Below are 26,486 nucleotides of genomic sequence, written 5' to 3'. Positions count from 1 at the left end.
TCAGCCCCTCGCCGGTCGCAATGGGCCGCTCGCCGGCGGCTGATCGTTGTTGATGGAGAGATCGGTCGAGATCGTGATCGGCGACGCCGTCGCCGTCATGACCGTGGCGGGCAGCAGCTGCGCGTACGCCGTCCCGTCGATCTCGGTGGGTTCGACGGCGCGCGACCGCGCCAGGTCGAGCGTCTCGTGCAGCGCGGCGACCAGGTCGTCCCAGTTCCAGGCGCCCGTGCGCTTGGGTGGCGCGACCAGCAGCATGGTCTGCGGCGGCTCCGAGCCCGGACGGTCGTAGTGCAGGGCGATGCCGGTGGTTTCCGCCTTCGCGGGGAGCGTCTCGGTCCATTCGTCGATCAGGAGCGCGCAGTAGGTGTCGTGCGGATTCGGCTGGTCGCTGTAGTGCGCGGTGTAGAGCAGCCGGTCGCTCCTGAGCTGATAGCTCGCGGGCAGCTCCATGGCCAGCCACGGGGCGTTCTCCTCGAACGGGAACTGTACGGGGAGCAGTTCGGGCTCATGCCCGCCGAGCGCGTCGGTCAGCAGCGTGACCCGCTCCCACACGCTCAGCCGGGGCCGGACCCGGGCCACGCCGTGCACCCAGTCGTCCACCGGGAAGTCACGGTCCAGATGGTCCGTGAGCTTGCCCCGCCTCGATGCGAGGTACCCGTCGCGCCAACCGCCGCCGAGCTCGTCGGGCACGGTGAACTCGTGGACCGCGAGCGCGTCCGAGCCGATCAGCGCCCGGATGGCGGCGACGGCGGCGGTGACCCGGTCCTTTCCGGCGGCCACTGCGTCGTAGCGGGCGAGCTCCGCATCGGCGGCGGTCAGCCGCTCGCCGACGTCCGCCCGCAGGTCCGCGGCGCGCGCCGCGAGCCCGGTCAGGAACGCGATCACCGCGTCCTCGGTCGGTGTGAGATCCAGGCCCTCCGGATCGAACGCGGTGATCGGCTGCAGGGCGCCCACGTCGCGCAGGAGCCCCGACAGGGTCGAGCGGTTTGTCTTCGCGATCCCCTTCAGCCCGGACAGGCGGGCGTCGAACGCGGCGCGGCGGCCGGCCACGATCCCCCGCAGCTGCTGTGGCGTACGCGGCCGCGGGCTGGTCGGCGTGGTCGTCAGCAGCCGTTCGGCCTGCTGCAGCAGGCCGAACCTGACCTCGACCGGGGTGCCCGCGGGCAGCGCGTCGTTGGCCGCAATCTTGGCGTCCGCCGCGGCCAACGTGGCCGTCATGCGGTCGGCCACCACGTCCACCGCGGCGAGCACCTCGCGAAACCGGTCGCGCCGCCACTGGGCCAGCTCGCCCCAGCCACTGCGCACCATGCCGAAGCCCGCTGCGGTGATCGCGAGCTCGGCCATCCGGACCAGGTGGTCGTCGACGTCGGAGAGCAGCTCGGCGCGGTTCTCGCCGGGATCGGCCAGCGGCTCGCCGAGATCGTCAATGAACTCGTCCACCTCCAGGGAGAAGTCGCGCATGGCCTCGCGTACGGCCGCGGGACGGGCCCGGGGCAGGTCCACGTTCTCGTCGAGCGCGGAGCCGGTCGTCTCGGTGCCTGACGGCGGCACGAGGTCGCTCGGCCGGAGCGGGCGGGCCGTGAGCAGTAGCTGCCGCAGGGCGGAGATGAGCGGGGACAGCTCGAAGAGCGTGATTTTGCCGTGGACGCGCTCGGTGTACCGGATGAGCGGCTCGGCGTCGGGGCGGATGTTGCCCATCTGCATGACCCGGCCGATGATCCGGTCGTCAAGGTCGGCCATCGCCGCGGCGTCGTTCGGCCGCAACGCCCACAGCAGATCGATCGGCTGCACACCGAGCTCGGCCAGGTTGACCACCCGGTCGCGGTCGTCACCGGTCCGCGGGTCCGTCCAGGTCACCCGGCAGGCCACCTGGCCCTGGGCCGGCAGCACCCGGGCCAGCCAGTCGTTGACGCCGGGCTCGCCGCTGCCACGCGGGGTCATGTGCCCGCCGGGCACCGGCGACGCCTTCGGATGGCGGCCGGCCCGCACGTGCAGGCCGACCCGGTGGTTCAGGCTGACCCCGCTGCGCGGTGTCGCGGCCACGACCGGTTCGGGCGGGAAGCCCGACTTGGTGTAGGCCTCGAAGACGGCGCCGGCGCGGTCGGGGTTGCCGAGTACGGCCTGGTGCACACCCTCCGCGACGGCCAGGTCGGCCAGCGCGTCGTGGATCTCCACGAGCCGCTGGACCTCCTCCTCGATGGCCTGGGCCTGTGCCGGCTCGGCGTCGGGCAGCTCGGTGTGCCCGAACGGATACGTGGCCGGACCGGTGCGCGTGACGTGCCGTACGAGCTCCAGCCCGTCGACCACGTTGCGCGCCTCCATCTGCTCGATCGCGGTGCCCCCGGGCGGCTCGGTGCCCGGCAGCTTCGTTGCGACCAGCGGGAACGCCGTGCGCAACGCGAGGATGAAGAAGTCGACTTCGGCCACATCGTGCTTGTCGTGCAGCCCGCGCTCGAACCGGTACCCGAGCAGCGCGCCGAGTGACTGACCGGCACGGATGCCCTCGATGAACGACAAGGCGATGCGTACACGTTCGGAACTGAGGTTGACCGCCATGGTGCCCGGGTTGTCGGGGCCTCCGTTGGCCAGATAGCCGGTGCGCAGCAGCGCTGCGGTCGTGGCGTGGTTCAACGAGGGCGTGTGGATGTGCCCGCCGCTCTCCGGGTCACGCAGCAGCGGGCCGCTCCCCGGCGGGGTGAAGACCTGAGCCAGCCGACCGGAGAGCTGTACCTGCTCGAACGCGCCGCGAGGACGGATGTCCTCCAGCCAGCCGAAGGCGCCGAGGTGCAGCCCGGTCGTGGCGGGGCCGCTGCCCGTGGGCCCGTACCGCATGGTGAACAGCCGCTCGGTGGCGAGTCCCAGCCGCCAGGCGTCCAGCCGGTAGGTGGAGCAGTCGATGTGCTCGGCGAGTGCGCGTTCCAGCCGCGCGGTCGGCACCTGCGCGAGCAGGTCGACGGCATCGAGCTGCTCGGCGAGATCGGCCGTGGCCGGGCGCTGCCCGATGACCCGTGGGATGAAGTCGGCGATCAGTGTGTCGGGCGCGCCCGTCACATCGGGGTCGGTGGCGTACAGCCGTCCGTACCGGCTCTCGCTGACCTGGGTCCGGGTGCTGATGTGCACGAACGGCTGCTCGCGGCGCGCCGCGAGCAGTTGGGCCTCGTCGCCGCCGTGCGCGGCCGCCGACAGCCGCAGCGCCGCCTCGTCGTACGCCGTGAGCACGGCGTGCCGCAGCAGCAGGTAGAGCAGCGCGGTGGGTTTCCCACCGCTGAACCCGTCCTCGCGGCGTACGGCGTTGAAGTCGGCACGCGCGAAGTGCGCGAGCCAGGCGAGGTAGTTGCGGCCGTCGTCGGAGGAGACGTGCACCGGCCGGCTCTCCGACATCGGAAGGTCGTCCACGATCGGGCCGCGCAGCGCGTGCTGACGGCCGGTGAACAACCGCGTGGACGCGTCGGGATCGGGCCGCTGCGGGTCGTAGCCGAGGTGGGTGAGCAGTGTGCGGATCCGCCCCCGGACGTTGAGCGTGTCCAGGGCGGTGATGACGTCCGTGCCGAAGCCCTCCAGGTTCAGCCGGTTGAAGTAGTCCTCGGCGCTCTGCCCGTAGCGCTGGTGGAACTCCACCGAGGCCGGGTGCGCGGCGAGCAGGTCGAGCAGCAGCTGGTGCGGATCCGCGTCCTTGCCCAGGTGCGGCACGTCGGCCGCGAGCTGCTGCCAGTCGCCGGCCATGGTCTGCAGCACGGTGTGCAGCCGCCTGCGGTGTGCTGCGGCGGTGTCGTTGTCGGCCCAGGCCATACGGGAGAAGGCGGTCGTGACCAGCAGCCCGTACGGCTGCCTTCCCACCTGCACGGTGGGCAGTGGGCCACGTCCGCTGACGTACCGGGTGAAGAAGGACCGGGTGGCGTCCACGGCGGCGGTCCCGAAGACCGGGTTCAGCATGGTGTGCAGGTGGTAGCCCCAGGTGGCGGGCCACAGTGCGGTGTTCATCGCCCGCGCCTCGCGCGTGTCGGTGCCGTCGGTGCCGATCAGCTGCCGGGTCACCTCGGGGTTGATGCCGAGCAGCTCGGCCAGCCACTGGCCGTCGGTCTTGCCCCGCCAGTCTCCCGGTGGTGCGGGAGAGGACGGGCCCTCGAAGACGGCGGTGTAGCTCTCCTCGGCCTCGTCCCCCGTGCCGTGACCGGACTGCGCATCACCCGTGTTGTTGGTGGGTGTGCCCTGGCGCAGCAGTCGGTAGCCTGCGCGGCTCTGCGACTGCCGGGCGATCAGTCCCTCCAACTCGGCCTTGGCCTGCGTGGGGCCGGACTTGACGCGTACGCCGATCGCGATGAGCCGGTCCAGGCCGCCCCTGATCGCGTCGGTCAGCGGGATGCGGAATCCCATTCCGGCCTGGACCGCGCTGTTGAAGTCGGTCAGCCAGGCGAGCGCCGGCGGCACCTTCAGGTCACCGTTCTGTGCTCGCAGTTGGTCGGCGGGCGCCGTCGAGGGGTCCGGGCTGACGGCGAGCTCCTCCGGCACGGCGTTGCCCGTGACGTTCACGACCAGTTGGCCGCCCGCGTATCCGAGCAGGGTGAACCGGTCGGGCAGCAGCCTGGCCTTGGCTGCCACCGTCCACGACGAGCCCTTGGTCTGCCCGGCCTGAGCCTTCGGCATGTCCAGGAAGGCCACCGTGATCTGGGCGGTCGCCACACCGGCCGGAGGCACATGGGTCATACCCGCCGGACGGCGTGCGCGGACCCGGGTGGCCCGGGTGGAGCCGACCGCCGACTGCAGGGCCGAGTCGGCGGCCTGCACGGCGGCTTTGGCGCCGGCGGCGCGGTAGATCGCCGTCCAGTAGGTGCGCGTGGGCGGCCGGTCGGCCGCCGGCAGCGGATCGTCGTCCGCGATCACCAGGATGACGTGGTCGGGCCCGGTACGGTGCGGCTCGTCCTGTGGGTTGAGCGGTTTGCGGTTCTCCGCGATCCACTTGGCCCGCCCGGCGCCCGCGCTGTTCACCAGGTCGCGCCAGGCGGACAGGCGCAGCGCACGGTCGCCGCCGGCCTGCCACACCTTGCGCCAGTAACCGAAGGCGAGTTCGTGCTCGTGGTCCGTGCGCTTGGGCTCGAAAGCGTCGACGGCCCACTCGTCGGGAAACACCCGGACCAGCAGCTCGGTGCGGGTGAACACCGTCTCCAGGCGCACCGGTCCGAGCAGCATCGGGTAGGCGTCGCTGAGGTTGCCCGGGATGGGGGCCACGGCCTGCTCGATTCGCCGAGTGTGCGGTTCAGCCATCGCGGAGCATCTCCCTCGCGTGCACGGCGACCAACACGGGCGCCTGGTAGAGGATGTAGGCCAGGTCGCCGGCGCCGATCTGGGCGCTCCAGAGGATGTCCTTGTCCTCCGCGTACTGCTCCTGCTTCGCGGCGTCCGCCGGAGCGGTGGGCGGCTCCAACGCGAGCACAGGGGTACTGGCGTCGAGTGTGAGGTAGCGCGGAGCGCCGGTCGGCGGCCCGGTGAGCACGTCGGGCCAGGCCAGGTCGTTCCAGACCTGCAGCTTGCCCTCGCGGTTGATGTCCAGGCCGAACCTCGGGTCGCCGGGGCGTTCCTTCATGACGAAGAACCAGCCGGCGTCGTCGTTCGGCTCCTCGCCGGAATCGCCTTTGGCCTCGTCCTCGTTGAGGTCGAAGCCGAAGAAGTAGATGTCGGGCGCGGCCTTGGCCTCGTACAACGGCAGCTTGACGATGTCCTCCGACGGCTCGGTGGCGGCCGGGTCGAGATCCATGAGCTTGCGCCCCAGGGAAGGGTCGGGGTTCCCGCCGGGGCCGGGGAGCCACTCGGCGCGGTGCGCGTAGACCACCGTGGTCGGGTACTTCTTCAGCAGCTCGCCTCGGATCACCAGCACGAGCTCGTCGTCCTTCTCGCCGTTGATCTCGCGGTTGTCGTGGTCCCCCAGCTCCGACTCCGCGGTCCAGGTGTCGATCGGCGGGATGTCGAGCAGCCGCTCGCGCCGCTCCTCCGCCGACTCGCCAGGCTTGGAGCGGACCCCGCGTACGTCCCAGAACTGGGCGAAGGGTGTGCCGCGCTGATCCGTCGGGTACTCGCGCCACAGCAGTTCGCGGGCCATCTCGTGGTTCAAGCCGACCATGTAGGACTCGATGAACCGCTGGTTGGTCTCCAGCAGCGTGATGCTGTCGCGCGGCACCAGGTTCAGGTTGGGCAGGAAGAACTCGTTGGACAGGTCGATCAGCGGCTGGAACATCGGCAGGTCGATCACCGGGTAGGCCATCGCCTCGACCATCGTGGCCGGGGTCGGCAGCAGTGTCCGCAGCCGGGGCGGAGGCCGCGTCGGGTCCGGCGCCGAAGACAGCCCCTCCCCTTCGGAGTGCGGGTGGTGGATGCCGGCCAGGACCCGGCGCGGGATCGTGTGGTCGGGGTGCAGCCCGTCGAGCGTCCCGGTGCCGATCGCGGTCAGGTTCACGGACTTGCGCTGCGGCGTCTGCCCGGCGATCGCGGAGCCGTTGAACACCCCGTACGCCGCGTTCAGCGCCTGCTTGAACCGGGTGGCCTCGGGGCTGTCCGTGCCACCCGCGTGCGGAGTGACGCCCTCGCCGGGCAGCGAGATGACGAAGTCCGAGCTGGTCGGCAGTCCCGGCACCGGGTTGGGGACGATGACGGTGCCGCCGGTGGCGTTCATGTGGCCGGGACCTGTCGCGCCTGATACGCCCTCGCCGGCGTTGGTGACGCCGATGACGGGGCCCTCGAGCTCCGTCTCCAGCTTGTCGACGGTGGTCACGGCGGGCGGCGCCACCTTGGGCGGCGCGGCCCGTACCTGGTCCAGGTTCATCCGGTCGAGCAGGCTGGGCGGCGGGCCGCCGTCCTGGACGAGGTCCCCGCCGCCGCCTCCGAGGGGAGGCAGCCGCCGCATGAGCCGTGAACCCGGCCGGGTCTGCCTGCGCATCGCCGGTGACACGGGCGCGCCGGCGATCCGGCTGCGAGCGAACTGCTCGGCCACACTGACCGGTTCGGCGGTATCCAGCGGCGCCAACTCGTCGCCGGCCACGCCGGAAACGGCGATGGCGGCGGTGACCAGGCGGGAGTGCACGGGCGCCGTCATCGCCAGGACCTGCGCGGGAGCGACCTGGTTCAGCGTCTTCAGGTGCCCGCTGTGCAGCGCGTGCGACACCTCGCGGGCCACTTGGGCGCCGCGGATCCGCTTGTTGGCCTCCAGTACGTCGCCGATCTGCGCCCACGCGGCCTGCATGTACTCCTCTTGGTGCTCGCGTACGACGCGTGCGCCGATGCCCGCGGCGGCCCGGAACCGGGGGTCGAGGTTGAGCTCGTGGACCCAGTTGCGCGGGTGCGGCAGCGGATTGCCGGCCCCGTCGGTGAGCAGCCGTGAGGTGAGCGCGTGCCAGCGCCCGTACAGCGGCGGGGTCACCAACGGGTCGGGGCCGGCGTCGGCGACGCTCGCCAGGTCCACCGGGCTCGCGGCGATCTGCTGGTGTGCGGTCAGGGGCTGTTCTTCGGTGTACGTCTCGCTCAGGTTGATCAGCGTGGCGAGCGCGGTCTGGAACGGATGTGGGTACGGCTCGTCCCAGTCCTCGTACGCGTTCCGCTCGTCGAGCTCCTCCTCGGACAGTGACGACTCGGGGACCTTGAGCGCGCCGCCCAGCCGCAGCACACGGTCAAGACCGGGGTCCGTGGGAGTGGCCGGCGGCAGCCCGGCGCCCGGCTCCTGGGTGTCCATGTCGCGGTTGCCCACGCGGGCGTCCGGGGGCCGCGGCTTCAGCAGCCTGACCAGATATTCGAAGTCGCCGGTCGGCGCCGTACGGAACGACCACCGGTGGTAGACGGGGATGTTGCCGGGTTCCGGCCGCCCGGAGTACGGGGACCAGCTCGAGTGCAGCGCACCGGGCGCACCAGCCGGGTCGTGCCCTAGCCCGGCCAGCCGTCCGGTCTCGAACGCCGGGACCAGGAACGCGTGGTAGGCGACCACCGGGTCCAGTCTGCGCGGGCACATCAGACGTGAGCAGGCGAGGTCGGGGTTCTCTCCGAGGGTGGCGGCCAGCTGCGGCAGCACCGCGGCCATGTCGTTCGTGGCGGTGTGCCCGGAGGTGATCTCGCGGTTGACGTGGACGTGGGCGAACGCGCCCACTTGGTCGGGGGGCGGCAGCATGGCGAGGTCGTCGACCGTGATGAACGGCAGCTGGCGGCCGGGCGGCATGCCCGCGTCCTCGAACTCTTCCTCGGTGAGCACGATCAGCGCCAGCCAGGGCGCCAGCCGTCCGGTCGTGGCGTTGGGCACCGCCGGGCTGTAGCGCCAGCAGTAGTCCTCCTCGTAGAACTCGACGAACGCGAGGTAGTTGGGGTCGAAGTTGGTCACCCAGTCACGCGGCTCGGTGCGGACGATGGCCCGCGGGTCGACCCCGATCACGTCACCCGGCCCGTAGAGCTGGACATTGTGCCCCACCTGCTGGGTGAGCGTGGGCCCGGCCGTCCGCGGGGTGCCGTCGATGCGCAGCTTGACCTCGATGCTGGCGCGGGAGGCCGATCCCGGGTCCGCGCTGATCTGGGTGGCGATGCCACGGCGCAGCCAGGGCAGGAACGAATATGCGCTGCTCATCGGTTGCTCGCCTTCCTCACTTCGGTCGTGGCGGAGGTGCACGGACACGCACCGAGCGGGAACAGCGGGAGGCGCTGCCCGAAGCGGGATCCCCCACTCGGCTCGCTGCGTTCGGGTCGCCGCTCCGCGCTCATGACAGGGCCTCCGAGGCGGGGATGACGTGCAGGGTGCCGTCCAGTGCGGGGGCGCCGGCCACGCGGTCGGCCAGATCCTGGGCGGCCAGGGCCTGGCTGGTGAATGGGCCGCTGAGGCGGCGGTTGTTCAGCGTTCGCGCGACCACGTACGAGTCGCCGGTGACGGTGAGCCGCTGGCCCGCGGGTTCGCGCAGCGTCCGCTGGGCGGCGGCCAGGGGCGAGCGTGCCACGCTCGATCCGGCCATGAAGTGGTTGAACAGGGTGCCGTTGTAGTTCACGAACGACTCGGACGGCTTGTCCGGCGGGGTGATGGTGTCGATGACGCTCTGCTCGTACCGGGCGCTGCGGCGCACCGCGCGCTGCGACGCCATCGCCACACCGTCCGGGCTCAACTCCAGCCCGGCGTGCTGCCGCTCGAAGGCCCGGCGCGCCAGCTTGGCCGCGTCGTCCATGTTCTGGAACTGGGCGAGCGCGAACATCTCCTCCGCGTCGGACAGCTTGGTCAGCCCGGTGCCCGCCGGGCTCACCGCCAGCTTCGAGACGTCGGCCGCGGCCTCGGAGCCGACCTTGTCGACCTGGATGTCCAGCGGTACGGCGCGCTGGCGTACGAACAGCGTGCCGAGCGGGTGAAGCACGAGCTCCGACTCGGCCTCGGGCAGCGCGCGCAGCGTCACCAGCGGCGCTCCCCCGGCGGGCGGCCTGGCCTGCCAGCCCTCCGGCTTGAGCAGCTCGCCCGCGAGCAGCGGCATGACGTTCACCGGCGGCAGCACGGTGTCGCGCTCCTCGCCCCAGGTGATGTCGAAGTCGGCGGAGATCTCGAAGAAGAAGAACGAGATCGAGCCGGTGCCTCTGGCCCGCCATGGAGTGGGACCGGACAGGGCGAATCGCAGCGAGATCGAGAACACCCCGACGCCGAACGCCTTGAGCGACACCGAGGCGTGCACTTCGATGATGAACATGAACGGCGAGAACTGGAACAGGGCATCGAACCCGATGTGGCCCTCGATGCCGAACCCGCCGAACCCGAAGAACAGGTCGGCCTGCGCGCCGAACTGTGCCGTGTTGCTCGTGACGGCGAAGTAGCCGGAGATCGTGATGCGCCCGATGCCGCTGTTGAGTACGTCCACCGACACTCGGCGCGGGCTGGGGAAGGGCAGCGGCGGCGGCGCGAACGACGGGTGGAAGCCGCCGACGCTGAGCACGAAGTTGGGGTCCGCGCCGTATGCGACGAGCAGGCCCATCTCGCCGTTGATGGACATGGTCAGCACGCGGGAGCCGAACAGCGAGGCGAAGAAGAAGATCCGCTTCCTGTCGAATTCGATGGCGCCGGCAAAGTTGACCTGCAGGATCAGCAGCGGCAGTTCCTCGGTGGGCAGCGCAACCTTGAGCACACCGACGATCGCGATGTTGCCGGGGATCTCAATGATCACCCCGAGGGACACGCTGACCAGCGTTGGCGTGCCCCAGCCGAGCTTGGCCATCGGGCCGATCAGGAAGGTGCCCTCCTGCGGCGGGAAGAACGCCCTCAGATCGCTCAGGATGCGCGGAGCGTTCGCCACGATGTCGCGCGGGAACATCACCGACTCGATGGCGCCGGTCCGTACGCCCTCCATCAGCGCGTCGAGCCGCATCGATCGGTTGAGGCCGATGATGCCGCCGACCCCGATCAGCTTGAACCCGTAGCCGAGCTGCAGCCCGCCGCCGCCGAACTCGGCGGTGAGCACGAGCAGTAGCGAGAAGCCCGGCGAGCCGTCCGGCATGCGGGTGGTGATCAGACCGATCGCCTTCACCGCGAGGAACTTCGCGAACTCCAGTTGCAGCACGCCCGCGTACTCGCCGCGGTCGGGGTCGGCGAACAAGTACCCCCCGCCGGTGACGACACCGGCGTCCAGCGACAGGCCGACGCCGGTCGGCGGCTTGAAGGCGAAGGCCAGGTCGGCGGGGCCGAGGTTGCCGCCATTTCCCGGGAAGCTCAGGTCGGCGCGGACCCCGATCCGGTCCACCGCTGCGGAGATCGGGCCGAGCTTGGCGGTGAGGCCGGCGGACAGCTCGATCGGCAGCTTTCCGGCGTCGATGGTGGCCAGCAGATAGATCGCCTGGAGCTGCACGGGGCCGAGCTCGACGTGCACGGGAACCTGGATCTCAAGACCGCCGCTGCCGTGGAAGCGCAGCCCCTCCTCCGGCGTGAAGGAGAACCCGACGTCGAACTGGCTCTCGAGGTGCAGTTGGCCGAGCAACGTGGAGATGAAGCCGTCTCCGCCGGCGGTGTCGATGATCAGCTTGCCGCCGGTGACCTCGCCTTCGGCGATGGGCCCGCCCCCGGCCTTGCCGGTACTGGGGTCGAACGTCAGCTTCATCCCGCCGGTGGCGCTCAGCCCGGCGAACTCCAGCCGGCTGCCGCCCACAGTGCCGAGCAGCAGGAACGGGGTGGGCGGCGTGGCCTTCAGCCCGGCGGTGATGGACGCCTCGAACGGGCCGGCGGGCGGGGTCAGTTTGAGGTCCAGCGGGGGACGCAGCTCGCCGGACGCGCCGGCGGGCAGCGTGCCGGAGAGGCCGATCTCCGCGTTCCAGGTGGGCGGCGAGACCGGGAAGGTCAAGGTGGTGGTCAGCGCGCCGCGCAGCATCACGGCGACCTTGAGCCCGGCGCCGTCGGCGGTGGGCTCCAGGTCGAAGGCGAAGATCTGCAGCCGAGGAGGCTCGGTGGCGGTACCGGGGGTGAACAGGACGGGCAGCCCCAGTCCCGCAACCATCGTCTCGATCACCAAGAGCAGCCGTGCCGCGTCGAAGTGGGGGGTGCCCCAGCCGTACAGGGTGCCGAGGTGCCCGACCGGGTTGGTGAGCGCGGGCAGAATCCGGTCAAGATGAACCGAGACCCGTTCGTGCGGGGGCTTCGACGGGTTTGTGTCGTCGCCGGGTACGAAGGTGCGCTCGAGGATCCCGAAGACCAGTAACAGCGCCGACGCCGGAGCGGAGAGCTGGAGGATGTCGGCCAGCAGCAGGTCGACCATCTTGCGCGGCAGATTGTCGTTCAGCTCGGCGATCTGTGCCGCGGTGATGCCGGGCAGCGTGGGGCCCGCCGTGGCCAGCGCGTTCGCCAGCTCGGGCAGCGCCTCAACCACCCGCCCGAACTGGGTGATCAGAGCGAACGAGGCACCGGCGACCGCAGCCTGGTCGCCGGAGGCGATCGCGGCGGTCAGCCGCTGGGTGAGCGGCCGTAGCTCCGCCCCGCACCCGTACACGGTGAGCCGGGCCGCGCTGATCGTCGGCTCGGTCAGGAACTCCTCGGGGAAGTGCACCCCGAGCTGCTCGAAGGTGTCGATCGCGGAATCGTCGCCGAGTTTGTTCGTGATCCGGGTGAACACCCCGGCGAGCTCCGTGGCGACGCGCTCGATGCTTCCCGCGGCCTCAGCCATCGCGACCGACCTCCTGTCGTTCTGCGCCGAGTGCGAAGATGATCTCCGGGAGGGTGCGCCCGCCGATGTCGGGCAGGATGCTGCGTACGCGTTCGAGATCCGTACGGAGCGGCAGGCCACCACGGGCCGACAGCGCAGTGATCAGCTCGTCGGCGCATTCGAGCAGGCGGCGCCCGTTGAGGGTTTCGGGCAGAGCCAGTTCAGGACGGCTGATCATGTGCATGAACAGCTGCGTGACCGCGGCGCCGCCGCCGTGGTGCCAGGCGAGGGTGACCGGGCGGTCGGTGCGGATGAGCCGGTTCAGCTCATCCTGATGGTTGAGCCAGAACGTGATCAGGAATCGGCCCCTGGCCGTGGCGTCCAGTCCTTCGCGCAGCGTGGCCAGGTCTGCGTCGCGCGGACGGCCCTCCGCGAACCAGGCCCGGCCGACCGGCGCGCGCAGCCCACCGTCGTCGTCCACGTCTCCCACGAACGCGGCCTTGTCGGCGGGCTGCGCCGTAATCCGCCGCGCGACCTCGGCAGGCACGGCGACGGTGCTGCCGCCGGGCACGGTGTGCACCTGGTCCTTCGCCGAGGCGGTCGGCACAACCACGTGGATGTTCTCGGTCGCCGCGAACCGCGCGAGGACCTTGGCGATGGGCAGCGCGAAGCCGAGGACGCGCTCGATCCCGTCGGCGGGCAGGGGCGGCACCGGCGCGCCCTTCGCCTGCAGCTCCGCCCGGGTCAGCCCGCGCCGGTGGATCAGCCCGGTCACCTTGCACGAGTCGGCGGCCGCGTCGTCGACCAGGACCGATCCCGAGTCGCCTTCGGCCGCGAAGAACACGATGTCGCCCGACGTCTCGCCGGTGGCGCTGTTCGGCCGGACGAGCAGCAGGTTCTGCGCTTCGGTGCCGGTCGCGTCCAGGCCGACGACGACGCCGCCGGTGAGCCGGGTACGGGCACCGCGCTTGCGTACGGCGAAGTTCGCCGCCGCCTCGATCGGTGTGATGTCGTGCTGCCCGCTGATGAACCCGATCTCGACGATGTCGAACACGTACTTGAGGCCCGGGGAGAGCGCGAAGAGCGCCTCGTCCCGTACCGGGTCGCGGCGCTGTCCGCCCGCGTACTTCCCGATGATGTCGTCGCAGCAGGCGGTGGAGCTCGACGAGTTGGTCGGCTGGCCGACCTTTGTGCTGCCCGGGGTCGGAGCCGGATCGCCCGGCGGCTGGATCACGTGGTGATTGGTCAGCCCGTACGCGATCTGGATGTCGGCGGGATCGTGCACGATGCACCCCAATGTGCCCTCGCCGCTCGCGCTCTCCGCCCTGATCCGGGAACCGCCGGGGACGGGCGGCCGGTACCGGGTGTCATCGGTGGCTTCGCTGCGGACGAAGGTGCCGGGGACGACCAGCGGCACCGACCGGCCGCCCACGCACACGTCGGTCCTCACCCCGTCGATCTCCTCGGGGATCCGCTGCTCCGGCGGGATCTCCGAAAGCGGCAGCTTCTCGTCGACCCAGACCTGGACCACGAGCTCGCCGGTGGATCGGCCGCCGGTCTCCTTGCCGCCGATGGCTACCAGATTCACGCCCGGCAGCGAGAGCAGCCACGAGGTGGACTCCTCCTTGACCCTGGCCACTTGGGCGATGGCCTCGCGATCGGATGCGTCACTCATGAGCGGGTACCCCCTTGTCCGCACCGAGCGCGAACGCCGGTGACGTGCGCCCGCCGAGGTCGGGCAGAGCCCGGCGTGCGTGTTCCAGATCCGTATGGAGTGATGGACTTCGGCGCCCCGACACCACGCTGATCAATTCGTCGGCGCATTTCGACTCCGGTTCGCTCGGTGCCATCGCCGACCCCCTACTCCAGCCGGAACGCGGTCAGAACCTGCGGATACGTCATTCCGCCCAGGTCGGGCAGCGCTGCCCGGGCCTCCGCCAGGTCGTGCCGCAGTCCGGGGCTCGCATACGGCGCGAACGCGTCGGCGATCCGGTAAAGGGCCTCGGAAAGCGGCCTGCCGTTGATCGTCTGCGGCATGACCAGCGTGTGATCGGCGGTCATCCGGAAGAACATCTGCATCAGTGCGGGCCCACCGCAGCGGTGCCAGACCAGGGCCACCCTGCGGCGGCTCTCCAGCAGCGCGATCAGCTCGCTGCCATGCCTCAGCCACAGGGTGATCAGCCGGCGCCCTGCCCGCGTGGAGTCGAGCTCCTGCTCAAGTCCCGCGAGCAGATGCGGCGTTGGCAGTGGCATCCCGGGCAGCCATGGTGCCTCCACCGGCACCCGTACTGTCTCGCCTGCGGGTAACCCGGCCAGCGCCGGGACGAGTTCCTGGGGCAGGGCGACGGTGGTGGCGCCGGGGACCGTGAAAACCACCCCGGTTGTGCTGCCGGTGGCCATCTTGATCGCGAACCCCTCTGCCACAAACGTCGCGATGATCTGTTCGATCGGCAGCTCGAGGCCCTTGTTCACCTTCTGCGTGGCCACGAAGTCGCCCGCGAAGTGCAGCGTCACGGCCTGGCCCTGGTCGTTGACCAGGACGCTGCCGGAGTCGCCGCCGTCGGAGAAATACAGCGGCTGGCCCGCGGGTACGGCGATGTTGGGGTTGGGCTTGACGACAGTGATGTTGCTCCTGGTGAACCCGTCAGAGGTGGTGTGCGTCGTGTTGATGGCCTCGACCACACCACCGGTCAGCCGGGTCCGGGCGCCGCGCTTGCGTACGGCGTACCGCTGGGTCTGCGCCTCCTGCTGGGTGATCGTGTGCGTACCGGTGATCACGCCGATGTCGATGAGCTCCTTGCGGTACTCCATCCCTGCGTCGAGCTGGATCAGCGCCGCGTCCCTGACGGTGTCGCGGCCACCGCCCACGAACGTGCCGATCATGTGGGAGCAGCACTTGGTGGGGCTGGAGGATGCTTCGGACTGCCCCACCCGGGTACTCCCCGCGACGGCGGGCGGGCGGTTCAGCCCCCCGCCCACGATCACGTGGTAGTTGGTGATCGCGTACACCTTGTTCAGGTCGGTTTCGTGCAGCAGGAAGCAACCCAGAGTTCCGAAGCCGACGCCGGACATGTCGCTCTGCACCCGGCCTCCACCGATCAGCGGCCGGTAGCGCTCGTCGTCGGTGTCGTGGTCGGAGGTCAGCGGCGACCCGGGGATCGTGCCCGGCGTGGCCTCCTCGACGATCGAAGGTGCGGTCTCCAGCCGGCCGATGCCGAGTTCGCTGACGTCGATGCCGATGCCCTCGAACCGGGTGGGCAGGGTCTCGCCGGGGGTGAGTTCGGCGAGCGGACGTTTGCGCTCGACGAAAACCTTGAGGACGAGCTCGCCGGTGGGGCTGCCATTGCGTTCGCGCCCGCCAATGCCGACGCCGGTGACGCCGGGGATCTGCATGAGCACGTCTGCGGCACGTTCCTTGACCGCAAGAAGAGCCTCGTCTGGCATGGCGTGCCCTCCTCGCTCCCGACATGCGGGTACACGGGTGGCCCGCACCTGCGGGCCCTGTGATTGCGAAGCAGACCTCCGCCGACGGTGGACACCACCCGACTGGAGGACCTGATTAGCCTAATTAGGTACTTTAGGTTCCAGGCCTGACGGGTAGCCAGCATGTTCACTCGAGTGGGCTACGGGCCGGTCAGCTTTCCGGCGCATCTCAGTTCGTGCGCGGGCACCGCTGTGATCATTGCTCGGACAGTGGATTCGAGCCCAGCCTTTCAGGGTCGCCATGACCAGGCCGAGCGAGAGTGCATCGTCCCCCAGCCGGTGGCACGAGGCGGGTGCAACAGCGGCAACCGGATGATGCATGCGGTACTGGCGTTGTGTCGTCTTGGCCGGTCGTGGGCGTGGGCGTACGAAGTCCGGGTGAGGAGCCCCGGGTGAAGCCCAGGACCGCCGCTTCCGCCAGGGGCTGCGACTGTCGAAGCTGCCCATCGCAAGACACTCAGTGAGTACGACTTCTCCTTCCAGCCCGACCTCGACCCCCGCAAGGAAGGCTTCTGGGCTTGGCCGCGTTCAATAGGCTCACAGCATCACCTGGTCTTTTGCACCGGACATCTTGTGGCGCGGCCCAGTGACCCGGGCTGAGCGGCGCCAGTCTCGGTCGCGCATCCAGTGCCAGCGGGAGAACATCGATAGCCGAGTAGAGGTGGTGTCCGGCAATGAACCAGCGGGTGACGACGCTCAGCGAGAGCCGGGATGATCCGTTCGCTCTGCACCGGGGCGCCTCGGCGGTGCTCGACGACCGGGGAACCGTTGTCGGATGGAGCCGGCGGGCCCAGGACCTGCTCGGCTACCCGGAGACAGCAGTGCTCGGCCGTCCGGCGCTCGAAGTCCTGATCGATCCCCGTGACCTGCCGGCCGCCAAGGACGCCGCGACGACGTGCAGGAGAGCCGGAGGCTGGTTCGGCGTACTGGCAGTGCGGCATCGCGGCGGGCAGCTCATGGAGATGGGGTTCAGGGCACGTGCGCTCCTCCGGGATGGCGATGTCCGAGAGTGGTTCCTTGTCGGGGCGCCGATGGCGGAGGTCCTCGAGTGGCAGAGGGACCGCGCGGTTCTCGACGGGTTGTTCCGCCGGTGCCCGATCGGCCTTGTCGTCCACAGTCCCGAGATGACGATTCTCCGGGTCAACCGGGCGGTCGAACGGTTCACCGGCGTTCCAGCCGCCTCATTTCGGGGAATGCCTACCGGCGGGTTGCTGGTTGCCGAGGACGCGCGGAAGGCCGTGGACCGGGTGCACCAGGTGATGCAGACCGGAAAATCACTGGTCTCCACCGAGCAGTACGCCCGCCTGGAGCGGGATCCGGCACGAGAGCGAGCCGCGTCCGTCTCGGCCTTCCGGTTGGAGGATCCGTCCGGCCGGGTCCTGGGAGTGGCCGAGACCGTCGAGGACGTCACCGAACGCCATCGGGCTCGACTTCGGCTGGCGCTCCTTGCCCAAGCCGGCGCCCGCATCGGAACCACACTCGATGTGGCAGAGACGGCCGGGGAGCTCGCTGATGTGATGGTCCCTCACCTGGCCGACCACGTATCAGTGGACATGTCGCAACCGGTGACGCGCGGTGAGGAGTCGGCGCCGGGCTTGACGGAGCCTGTCGTACGAGTGGCGGTCCGCAGCGTCCTGGCGCAGCAGCACGAACTTTCGCAGCCGGGAGGGGAGCCAGTCGAGTTCGCACCGGACACCCCCCAAGCCAGGTGCCTGGCCGACGGGCGCTCCGTCCTGGAATCCGTTCTTGCGCCTGACTGGTTTTCCATGGAACCGCGCCAGGGTGAGCACGCTCCCGACCCCGGTGTCCATTCCCTGATCGTGGTGCCCCTGGCCGCACGGGGCCTGGTGCTGGGGGCGATGAGCCTGTGGCGCTCGCGGCGCCCCGAACCGTTCGAAGCAGACGACCTTACGCTGGCCCAAGAGATCGGCTCGCGCGCCGCCATCAGCTTCGACAACGCCCGGCGCTACACCCAGCAGCAAGAGACCGCGCTCACCCTGCAACGCAACCTGCTGCCGAGGGCGGTTCCGCCCCAGTCGGCCGTCGAGGTGGCCCCGCGCTACTTCCCCGCCAGGGCGGCCTCGGGGCCGGGCGGCGACTGGTTCGATGTCATCCCACTGTCCGGCGCCAGGGTCGCTCTCGTTGTCGGCGACGTGGTCGGCCACGGCCTCCACGCCTCAGCCACCATGGGCCGGCTGCGTACCGCCGTGCACACCCTTGCCAGCCTGGACCTGGAACCGGACGAGGTTCTCTCCCGCCTGGACGACCTGGTCAACCTGCTGGCCGCCGAACAAGAAGCAGTCGGGCAACGGCCCGTGGGCGAGCAGGTCATCGGCGCCACCTGCCTGTATGCCCTCTACGACCCGGTCTCCCGGCTGTGCTCCGCGGCCCGCGCCGGCCACCCGCCACCGGTGGTGACCACCCCGGACGGAGAGGTGAGCCTGCTTGAGCTGCCCGCCGGCCCACCGCTCGGCCTGGGCGGCCTGCCGTTCGAGGCCCGGGACATCGAACTGGCCGAGGGAAGCCTGCTCACCCTCTACACCAACGGACTCATCGGTGAACGCCTCATCGACCTCGACACGGGTCTGGCACGGCTGCGCGCGGCGCTCACTCGCCCCAGCGACCCCCTGGAACGGACCTGTCAGGCGGTGGTCGACTCCCTCGTACCCGCGCACCCCGCCGACGACATCGCCCTGCTCGTCGCCCGCACCTGTGTGCTCCCCCCGCAGAACGTCGCCTCCTGGCAGCTTCCGCTGGAACCGACCTCCGCCGCCCGCGCCAGGACACTGACGACAGCCCAGCTGGCCGAATGGGGCCTGGAGCACCTGACCTTCACCACCGAGCTCATCGCCAGCGAGTTGGTCACCAACGCCTACCGCTACGCGAACGGCCCCGTGACCCTGCGGCTCATCCGTGAACGATCCCTGACCTGTGAGGTCACCGATACCAGCCACACCTCACCGCACCTGCGCCGGGCACGCACCACCGACGAGGGCGGGCGTGGCCTGTTCCTGGTGGCCCAGCTGACCGAGCGCTGGGGCACGCGCTATACCCGCGATGGGAAGACCGTCTGGACCGAGCAGCCACTGCTGGGGCTGTGACGTGAGCCCAGTGGATGAGCCCGGAGACGTTCGGTAGCAACCTCGGTCAACTAAGCATGCATCGGTGTTTGTGCCGACGGGTGGGCAGGGGCCCGATCGAAATGCAAGAGGCCCTCGGCCGCGTTTCCTTCCCCCGCATCCCGGAAAGAGATCGCTCCTGCCCTGACCGGCAAAGGATTCCGCCCCGCCCAGGGAAGCCCGGCTCCGACCGACCGAACACCCGGCCCGACGCGTTCCTCGTCTCAGCTGGCCAGCCCGGCCGTTGCTGCAGGCGGTGCAGGAGCTGGGCGTGGTGCAACTCCGCATCGGCACGAGCGGGCTACTCGGTTTAATCCTGCAGGGCCGGGGCGTCGACGTTCGCTGAGGGAAAGCGCTGAGGCGGCCAGGCGCGAGGCGTTCCTGGGTGACTCTCCCCTGGCGGAGGCCCCTATTCAGGAATGGCGCTTCCTGCGGAACGGTTGCCCAGGCAACCACGGCGCAGCGGACTCTGCGAAGCCCAGGCCAGGCTGACCGACGCCGTCCCCTCCCGCGTTGGCAGCCAGCGCCCCAGAGACCGTCGGCGGGCCTACTGCCCGGCTTATCAAAGTCGTCGGCCACGCCCTGGAGCACTGAGGAGAACGCATCGAGTGAACGGCATCACCCTCACCTGCGGTCCACCACGTCGAGCGCCGCCAGGGCCGAGGAACTGAGGACCGTGGCAGAACGTCATTACCTCGAGCACGAAAGTGTTGGCCACGACTTCTGTCTGGGATTCTGCCGCGCGAGCCATACCAATGTCCGCCGAGGCCCTGGGCCGCCGGCCGGGCCACGGCCGGGCCCGTTCCTGCTGCATTCGACCTGCGGGACCCGCACCTGGGTACCTCCAAGCAGCAGGCGGTGCGCCGAACCAGCGCACTGGTCGCCTGCCGGCCGTGATGGACGGCGGGGCCCGAGAGACTCGATCAGTGAGCGCGCACCAGGAGAAGCACGGTCACGCAAAGGGCTGCGGAGCAGACCAACGCAGCCACGCTCGGGTAGAGAACACGCCGACGAAGAACCTTGTATCTGGCGGTGTACTCGGCACGCAACTCCCCCGCCCGCATGCTCACGGCCTCCCAATAGCTGCGGGCTCCGGCCACGCTCTCCTCGGCGTAAAGCCGGATCAACTCCTCACGCTCCGCGGCGGTCAGCCAGGGCATACGGGAGGCGAATGCCTCCGCCCGAAGGCGGGCCTCACGAGCCGCACCGTGAGCCATGAGGTATCCCTCGAGGTGCGCCATACCCGCGGCGTATTCCCCAACTCGGCTTTGCCCGCCCTTCTGGGTCATGCGTCACCTCGCTCGTCGCCGGAAGGCGAGTCCACTCCCTGACCCGGCTCGACCACGTCGCGGCGCCCAGTTCGGTCGGCCTGGTCCAAGGCCGAGACAGCAGGGTGGTGAAGGTCGAAGGCGGGTGACTCAGTACGGATCCTGGGTAGCGTGACGAAGTTGTGCCGCGGCGGTGGGCAGGATGTCGCCCATTCCAGTGATCGCCCGTGGCCCCACGGGTCGTCGACGTCAATCCTCTCGGCGAATTTGGCTGTCTTCCACACGTTGTAGAAGAACGGCAGGGTGGAGGCACCGAGGAGGAAGGCACCGATGCTAGAGATCGTGTTGAGGGCGGTGAATCCGTCGGCTGCCAGGTAATCGGCGTAGCGGCGTGGCATGCCTTCCGCCCCGAGCCAGTGCTGGATGAGGAATGTCATGTGGAAGCCGATGAACAGGGTCCAAAAGTGGATCTTCCCCAGGCGCTCGTCAAGCATCGTGCCCGTCATCTTCGGCCACCAGAAGTGGAAGCCGGCGAACATTGCGAATACCACCGTACCGAAGACGACGTAGTGGAAATGAGCCACGACGAAGTAAGTATCGGTGACATGGAAGTCCATCGGGGGCGACGCTAGGATAATCCCGGTCAGGCCACCGAAGAGGAATGTTACGAGAAATCCGATGGTCCACAGCATCGGCGTCTCGAAAGACAGAGACCCCTTCCACATAGTGCCGATCCAGTTGAAGAACTTCACACCGGTCGGCACGGCAATCAGGAAGGTCATGAAAGAAAAGAATGGCAGGAGGACGGCGCCGGTGGCGAACATGTGGTGTGCCCACACTGTCACCGAAAGGCCGGTGATGGCGATGGTGGCGCCGACCAGCCCGACGTACCCGAAGATCGGTTTACGGGAGAAGACCGGGATGATCTCGGTGATGATGCCGAAGAACGGCAGTGCGATGATGTAGACCTCGGGATGCCCGAAAAACCAGAACAGGTGCTGCCACAGGACCGCCCCGCCGTTTTCCGGGTTGAAGACCTGGGCCCCGAAGCGCCGGTCCGCCTCTAGAACAAGTAGCGCGGCCGCCAGAACGGGGAAGGCCAGCAGGACCAGCACCGAGGTGAACAGGATGTTCCAGGTGAAGATCGGCATGCGGAACATCGTCATTCCCGGGGCCCGCATGGCAATGATCGTGGTAATGAAGTTGACCGCCCCCAGGATGGTGCCGAACCCGGACAGGGCCAGCCCCATGAGCCACATGTCGCCCCCGACATAAGGTGTGCGTTCACCACCGCTGAGCGGGGTGTACGCCGTCCATCCGAAGTCGGCCGCGCCCTGGGGGGTAAGCAGGCTGCCCACCACGATCAGGCCACCGAAGAGGAACAACCAGAACGAGAACATATTCAGGCGCGGGAATGCGACATCCGGAGCGCCGATCTGCAGCGGCATGATTGCGTTGGCGAAACCGGCGAATGTCGGGGTGGCAAAGAACAGCAACATGATCGTGCCATGCAGGGTGAATGCCTGGTTGTACTGCTCGGTGGACACGATCTGCAGTCCCGGACGCGCCAGTTCTGCCCGCATCACCAGCGCCAGCAGCCCGCCGAAGATGAAGAACATGAACGACGCCATGAGATAGAGATGGCCGATCTTCTTATGATCGGTTGTAGTAAGCCAGGCCACCACAACAGCTCCGCGACCACGGCCACGCACGGGGATGGGTGTAACTGGCTCGGTCGACGTATCCATGCGCATCCTTAGAAAGGTCCCGAACAAACCAAAAAATTGCCTTCAGAGCGCCGTGAAGTTCATTACGCAAGCGAGGTCGAAACAGAAGGTACACGCAATGACACTCACAGCGAAGAGGCCTTCCCCTGTTCCCGCTGCCAGGTGCTCCAAAGGGATGAAGCGTCAATGGCAAAAGTGGGCTCCGCGGCTGCTTGTCCAGCGGCCTGGTTAGTCCCAGCACCTACGCAACCCTCCCGAGCCTGCTCCGGCCGGCCCCTGCGTTGCTGCACGACTTGATGGAAGTGCACCGGCTGGTCGCCGAGTGGCGGCAGCCATCACAAGCAAGACAGAACGTGAGGAAGCCGCAAAGCTCCCGAAGGGCGACGTGGTAGGCATCCTGCTTCAGCAGCATGGCCGCATCCGGGACCTGTTCGCAGAAGTCAAGAGCGCGCAGCGCGAGCATAAAAAGCAACTGTTCGACGAACTCCGGGCCGTGCTGGCTATGCACGAGACCGCCGAGGAGATGATTCTGCGGCGGGCGGCGAAGAGGACCGTAGGCGCGGAGGAGGCCGAGGCGCGGGTGGCACCAGAGGGGGTGCCGCACACCCAGGTGAGCGGCGGCCTGGTTGCCGCTCCCGCGCCGCCGGACGCTGATCTCACGGGATGCCCGCCAAAGGCGCCCCACCCATCCCGACCCGTGAACGGACGAAGACCGTGAAACTCGACCACACCCCGCGCCAGGCCGTCCTCGATCAATTGCGTCGCGCCGCCGCCGACCCGGACGGCCGCATTCTGTTCACCGGCGCCACCGTCGTCACCATGGACCCCGCACTCGGCACCCTCCCGGTCGGCGACGTACTCGTCCAGGGCGCCACCATCGCCGCCGTCGGCACCGATCTGCGCGCCCAGGGGGCAGCCGACGGCGCCGTCGTCATCGACGCCGCCGGCACCATCCTCACCCCCGGCTTCGTGGACACCCACCGCCACGCCTGGGAGGCCCAGCTGCGCCGGATCATGCCGGACGTCGACGACCTCGGCGCCTACGTCACCACCACACTCCTCGGCTACGCCCCGGTCTACCGGCCCCAGGACATGTACACCGGGACGAAGCTGGCGGCGCTCACCGCCATCGACTCCGGCATCACCACCCTGCTGGACTTCTCCCACAACTCCCGTACCGCCGCCCACTCCGACGCCGCGGTCCGGGCCCTGCTGGACACCGGCATCCGCGGCGTCCACGCCGCCATGGGCCCGCACTTCGGCGCCTGGGACCACCAGTGGCCGGCCGACATCGGCCGTCTCCAGAAGGAGTACGGCAACGAGCTGCTGACGTTCCGCCTGGCCACCCTCGCCACCGACGAGATCGCCGGCCCCGGACTCGCGTACGGTCCCGAACTCGCCCGCTTCGCCCGGGAGTCGGGCATCGGCGTCAGCGTGGACGCGGTCTTCGGCGCCTCGTCCTCGCAAGCCATCCTGGACTGGGAGCGGCAGGGCCTGCTGGGCCCGGACCTCACCCTGATCCACTCCACCGGGCTGGCCGCCGAGGCCTGGCGCGCCATCGGCGCCAGCGGCACCACCATCGCCCTGGCCCCCACGTCCGACGCCCAGATCGGCCTGGAGAGCGCGATCCCCGCGGTGGACGAGGCCCTCTCCGCCGGCGTCCGCCCCGGCCTGAGTATCGACGTCGAAGTCGCCCTGGCCAGCGACATGTTCACCCAGATGCGGGCCCTGCACGCCATCCAGCGCATGCGCGCCGTCAACAACCTCTACGGCACCGACCGCGAGCCGGTACGCATCGGCACCGCCGACGTACTGGACTTCGCCACGCTTCAGGGCGCCCGCACCAACGGGCTGGGCGACGTGACCGGCTCGCTGACCCCGGGCAAGCAGGCCGACCTGCTGGTGATCACCGCCGAGGAGATCAACAACATGCCGCTCAACGACCCGATCGGCACCATCGTCCTGGGCTCCGACGCCCGCAACATCGACACCGTCCTGATCGCCGGCCACGTCCGCAAGTTCAACGGCCGAGTGCTGGACGTCGACCTCACCGAGCTGCGCGCCGAGGTCGCCGCCTCACGCGACCACATCCTCTCCGCCGTCCAGACCGCCACCGAGGCGACCGCCTGAGCACCGGGAGGGGGGTGTGCCGCACCCAGGAACCTCTCACCTGGGCAGACGGCGGCCTGGTTGGTCCCCGCGAAGCGGCCCACAGTAGAGGCATGACCAGCAACGACACGCCCCGGACACCGCACCCGTACATCGGGATGTGGGTGACAGCAGACGGCTTCATCCGCCAGGAACTGCTGCCGAACGGCCGCTACGACGAGGCCCGCGGCAACCGCGCCAGCGCCTACACCGGCCGCTACACCGTCACCGGCAGCCATATCGACTACGTCGACGACACCGGCTTCACCGCAACCGGCGATGTCCGCAACGGAGTTCTTTTCCATGAGCACTTGGTGCTCTACCGCGAGGGCGAACTGAACACTCCGGTGCGCGCCGCGAGGTAGGCCGCTTCCGCACTCACGTGTACCAGGCGGTCGTCGATGGTGCCGCGCAGGATCAGGAGCCGGTAGTAGAAGGGGGCACCCAGTGCCGCTATGACCTCCTTCGCGTCGACTTCCGGGGGCAGTTCGCCGCGCGCGATCGCGTGGGTGACGATCTGGGTCACGTGCTCGGTGCGTGCGGTGAAGGCATCGCGGACGATGTCGGCGATACGGGGGCCCTGGGCAGCCCCGGCGACGATGTGCTCGATGAGGTTGCGGTTGCGCAGGGTGGCGTGGAAGTCGGCGATGGCCCGCGCGAGTTGGTGGAGGTCCTGACGGAGGTCCCCGGTGTCGGGGGTGGGGATCGTCCCGCCTTGCTGGCTCAGCAGGTCGATGACGACGCCTTCGACAGTGCGCCAGCGTCGGCGGATGGTCGAGGCGTGGACCCCGGAACGCTGGGCGAGTCTGTCCATGGTCAGGGCGCCGAACTCGTGAGTGCCGAGTTCCTCGAGGGCAGCGGCCAGCACGGCTGCGCGCGTTCGCGCCGTCCGCCCGCCGGGGCGGGCCGAGCCGTGTGGTGGTCGCTCTGCCATCGGTTGTGGGTCGCCGTGTTCCTGAGCCGCGGGGGTGTGCCTGGCCGCGCTCAATCTAGCGGGTACGAGATCTTCACTGCCCCTGTGGCCAGTTCCCGGTGGTGCACGTTGCAGGACGTGTTCGCACCTGGATACGGTGGTGATCTATTAATGCGCGATCTCGCGTGTTAAGCGTCGAGCGCCTGTCGGCGCGGGACGCCGCGTCGACGGTGCCTCATTCGGCCAGATACAGCGCACGGATTGCGCACAACCAGCCCTCCCGAAACACAGGTTCCGGCCCCCATCCCGCAGCCTGAGCTAGGCAAGCACCGCGGCAACGGCGCGATTTCACCGAGCCAGGTTCCTGCCCTTCCGGCCGTCCCGCCATTTCGCGCAGCGCACCACGACACGCTGTCGCAATATCACCGCCGGTTTTTAGCCATCGCCCTCGGCAACGCTCCATAACCGCCGAGTGGTGATCATCACAGGCTCGCGGCGTCAGACCCCGCTGATCAGTGCGCTAACGTCGTCGGGCGGCGCGCCGTAGTCAGGGATTTCACGAACACGACCAGTTCGGCCCTGCGGTGAAACCGGAATTCATCGAGGTTGTCACCCCGTCAGTGCGCCACGTGAACAAGGAATCACCGGGAGAGGTTTGTGAACAAGAGTCGTTTAGAGTCCATCGGGGCGTACCTCCCCTCGGCTGTTATGAGTACTCCGGAACTGCTCACTCGCATGGAGAAGGTTCCAGAATTCGACCTCTTCAAAATTACGGGAATGGCCGAGCGCCGCGTCGCGGACGATACTGCCGACATTCCCGAGGACTGCCTCACGATGGCAGTCTCGGCAGCCCGCGAATGTCTGGATCGCTCGCGCTACGCACCGGATGAGATCGACGTCGTGATTTCCTGCTCCATCAGCCGCACGACGGACGGCCGACGGCACCAGTTCGAGCCGTCGTTCGCCCATCGCATCGCCAAGGAGATCGGCGCGACCTCCGCCGTTCACTTCGATGTCTCCAACGCCTGCGCGGGCATGATGACCGGCGTCTATCTGCTGGACCGGATAATCCGGTCCGGTGAGGTGCGCAACGGACTCGTGCTCAGTGGAGAGCACATCACCCCGATCGCCTTCACTGCCGCGCGCGAGATGGAGGACAGCCGGGACCCCCAGTTCGCGTCCCTCTCCGTGGGCGACTCGGCCGTCGCCGTAGTGGTCGATCGCGCCACCGACGAAGCAGACGTGATCCACGACATCGAGCTGATGACCTGCTCGGAGTACTCGCACCTGTGCCTGGGGATGCCCAGCGACGACACCGGCGATCTGGCCATGTACACCAACAACAAGGAGATGCACGCCCAGGACAGGCTCTCGCTGTGGCCGACGTTCCACCGCGACAAGCTGACCGAAGACGGTCGCCAATTCGCCGACGAGGGATACGACTTCGTCGTCCAGCACCAGGTCGGCAGCCGGTTCATCGACTTCATGAATCACGTTGGCGAGAACATCTTCGAGGCACCGATGCCGCAGACGCTCTCGGTCGTCGAGAAGTTCGCCAACACCGCGACCACCTCCCACTATTTGGTACTGCACCAGGCACTCGCGGAAAGCCGAATACCCAAGGGGTCCAAAGTCCTCCTGGTGCCCGCCGCCTCGGGTGTGGTGACCGGATTCCTGTCCGCGACCGTCTCCTCCCTGGAGGTATGACC

At 69.1% G+C, this 26,486-nt stretch carries 13 protein-coding genes and 1 pseudogene; 6 read left to right on the top strand and 8 right to left on the bottom strand.

Annotated elements, in window-relative coordinates:
- The 5 genes from ACQEVG_RS16940 to ACQEVG_RS16920 all read right to left on the bottom strand — a co-directional run bounded on the left by ACQEVG_RS16940 (position 1) and on the right by ACQEVG_RS16920 (position 15,563).
- Complete coding sequence (locus tag ACQEVG_RS16940; protein WP_432983865.1) at positions 1-5,262, bottom strand: hypothetical protein; 5,262 nt, start codon at positions 5,260-5,262, stop codon at positions 1-3.
- On the bottom strand, positions 5,255-8,593 hold the full coding sequence (locus tag ACQEVG_RS16935) for a hypothetical protein (protein ID WP_432983862.1): 3,339 nt from the start codon (positions 8,591-8,593) through the stop codon (positions 5,255-5,257). The genes ACQEVG_RS16940 and ACQEVG_RS16935 overlap by 8 nt, the downstream gene beginning before the upstream one ends.
- A gap of 130 nt (positions 8,594-8,723) precedes the next feature.
- Positions 8,724-12,140: a DUF6603 domain-containing protein gene (locus ACQEVG_RS16930; protein ID WP_432983859.1), complete on the bottom strand. Its 3,417-nt coding sequence runs from the start codon at positions 12,138-12,140 to the stop codon at positions 8,724-8,726.
- On the bottom strand, positions 12,133-13,794 hold the full coding sequence (locus tag ACQEVG_RS16925) for a hypothetical protein (RefSeq protein WP_432983856.1): 1,662 nt from the start codon (positions 13,792-13,794) through the stop codon (positions 12,133-12,135). The genes ACQEVG_RS16930 and ACQEVG_RS16925 overlap by 8 nt, the downstream gene beginning before the upstream one ends.
- 185 nt (positions 13,795-13,979) lie before the next feature.
- Positions 13,980-15,563, bottom strand: coding sequence for a hypothetical protein (locus tag ACQEVG_RS16920; protein ID WP_432983853.1), 1,584 nt, complete (start codon positions 15,561-15,563; stop codon positions 13,980-13,982).
- 442 nt (positions 15,564-16,005) lie between these two features.
- Here ACQEVG_RS16920 and ACQEVG_RS16915 point away from each other — a divergent pair.
- Together ACQEVG_RS16915 and ACQEVG_RS16910 are read left to right on the top strand one after the other, a co-directional pair.
- Positions 16,006-16,106, top strand: a pseudogene (locus ACQEVG_RS16915) (ATP-binding protein); the annotation flags it as partial.
- A gap of 170 nt (positions 16,107-16,276) precedes the next feature.
- On the top strand, positions 16,277-18,703 hold the full coding sequence (locus ACQEVG_RS16910) for a SpoIIE family protein phosphatase (RefSeq protein ID WP_432983850.1): 2,427 nt from the start codon (positions 16,277-16,279) through the stop codon (positions 18,701-18,703).
- 941 nt (positions 18,704-19,644) lie between these two features.
- On the opposite strand, the gene ACQEVG_RS16905 is transcribed toward ACQEVG_RS16910, so the two are convergent.
- Positions 19,645-19,938 (bottom strand): hypothetical protein, encoded by a 294-nt coding sequence (locus ACQEVG_RS16905; RefSeq protein WP_432983847.1) that lies wholly within the window; start codon positions 19,936-19,938, stop codon positions 19,645-19,647.
- Positions 19,939-20,006: 68 nt separating this feature from the next.
- Positions 20,007-21,737 carry an aa3-type cytochrome oxidase subunit I gene (gene ctaD, locus ACQEVG_RS16900; RefSeq protein WP_432983844.1) on the bottom strand — a complete coding sequence of 577 codons (1,731 nt, stop codon included), beginning with the start codon at positions 21,735-21,737 and terminating at the stop codon, positions 20,007-20,009.
- A 301-nt stretch (positions 21,738-22,038) separates the two neighbouring features.
- On the opposite strand from ctaD, the gene ACQEVG_RS16895 reads away from it, so the two are divergent.
- The 3 genes from ACQEVG_RS16895 to ACQEVG_RS16885 all read left to right on the top strand — a co-directional run bounded on the left by ACQEVG_RS16895 (position 22,039) and on the right by ACQEVG_RS16885 (position 24,229).
- Positions 22,039-22,434, top strand: coding sequence for a hemerythrin domain-containing protein (locus ACQEVG_RS16895; RefSeq protein WP_432983841.1), 396 nt, complete (start codon positions 22,039-22,041; stop codon positions 22,432-22,434).
- Positions 22,431-23,846, top strand: coding sequence for an amidohydrolase family protein (locus ACQEVG_RS16890; protein WP_432983838.1), 1,416 nt, complete (start codon positions 22,431-22,433; stop codon positions 23,844-23,846). Before ACQEVG_RS16895 ends, ACQEVG_RS16890 begins: the two co-directional genes overlap by 4 nt.
- A 92-nt stretch (positions 23,847-23,938) precedes the next feature.
- Entirely contained in the window at positions 23,939-24,229 is a 291-nt protein-coding gene (locus tag ACQEVG_RS16885; protein ID WP_432983835.1) for an Atu4866 domain-containing protein, read from the top strand.
- Here the strand turns inward: ACQEVG_RS16885 and ACQEVG_RS16880 are convergent.
- The gene (locus ACQEVG_RS16880; protein ID WP_432983832.1) at positions 24,184-24,798 is read right to left on the bottom strand and encodes a TetR-like C-terminal domain-containing protein; all 615 of its coding nucleotides are present in this window, start codon (positions 24,796-24,798) and stop codon (positions 24,184-24,186) included. The two genes, ACQEVG_RS16885 and ACQEVG_RS16880, sit on opposite strands and share 46 nt — an antisense overlap.
- Before the next feature lie 687 nt (positions 24,799-25,485).
- Between ACQEVG_RS16880 and ACQEVG_RS16875 the strand changes: the two genes are divergently transcribed.
- Entirely contained in the window at positions 25,486-26,484 is a 999-nt protein-coding gene (locus ACQEVG_RS16875) for a 3-oxoacyl-ACP synthase III family protein (RefSeq protein ID WP_432983829.1), read from the top strand.
- The last annotated feature ends 2 nt before the right edge of the window (positions 26,485-26,486 follow it).

Origin of the sequence: Streptomyces sp. CA-135486 (assembly GCF_050936555.1) — a bacterium.
Classification (GTDB): Bacteria; Actinomycetota; Actinomycetes; order Streptomycetales; family Streptomycetaceae; genus Streptomyces.
This window is presented reverse-complemented; position numbering and strand designations above follow the sequence as displayed.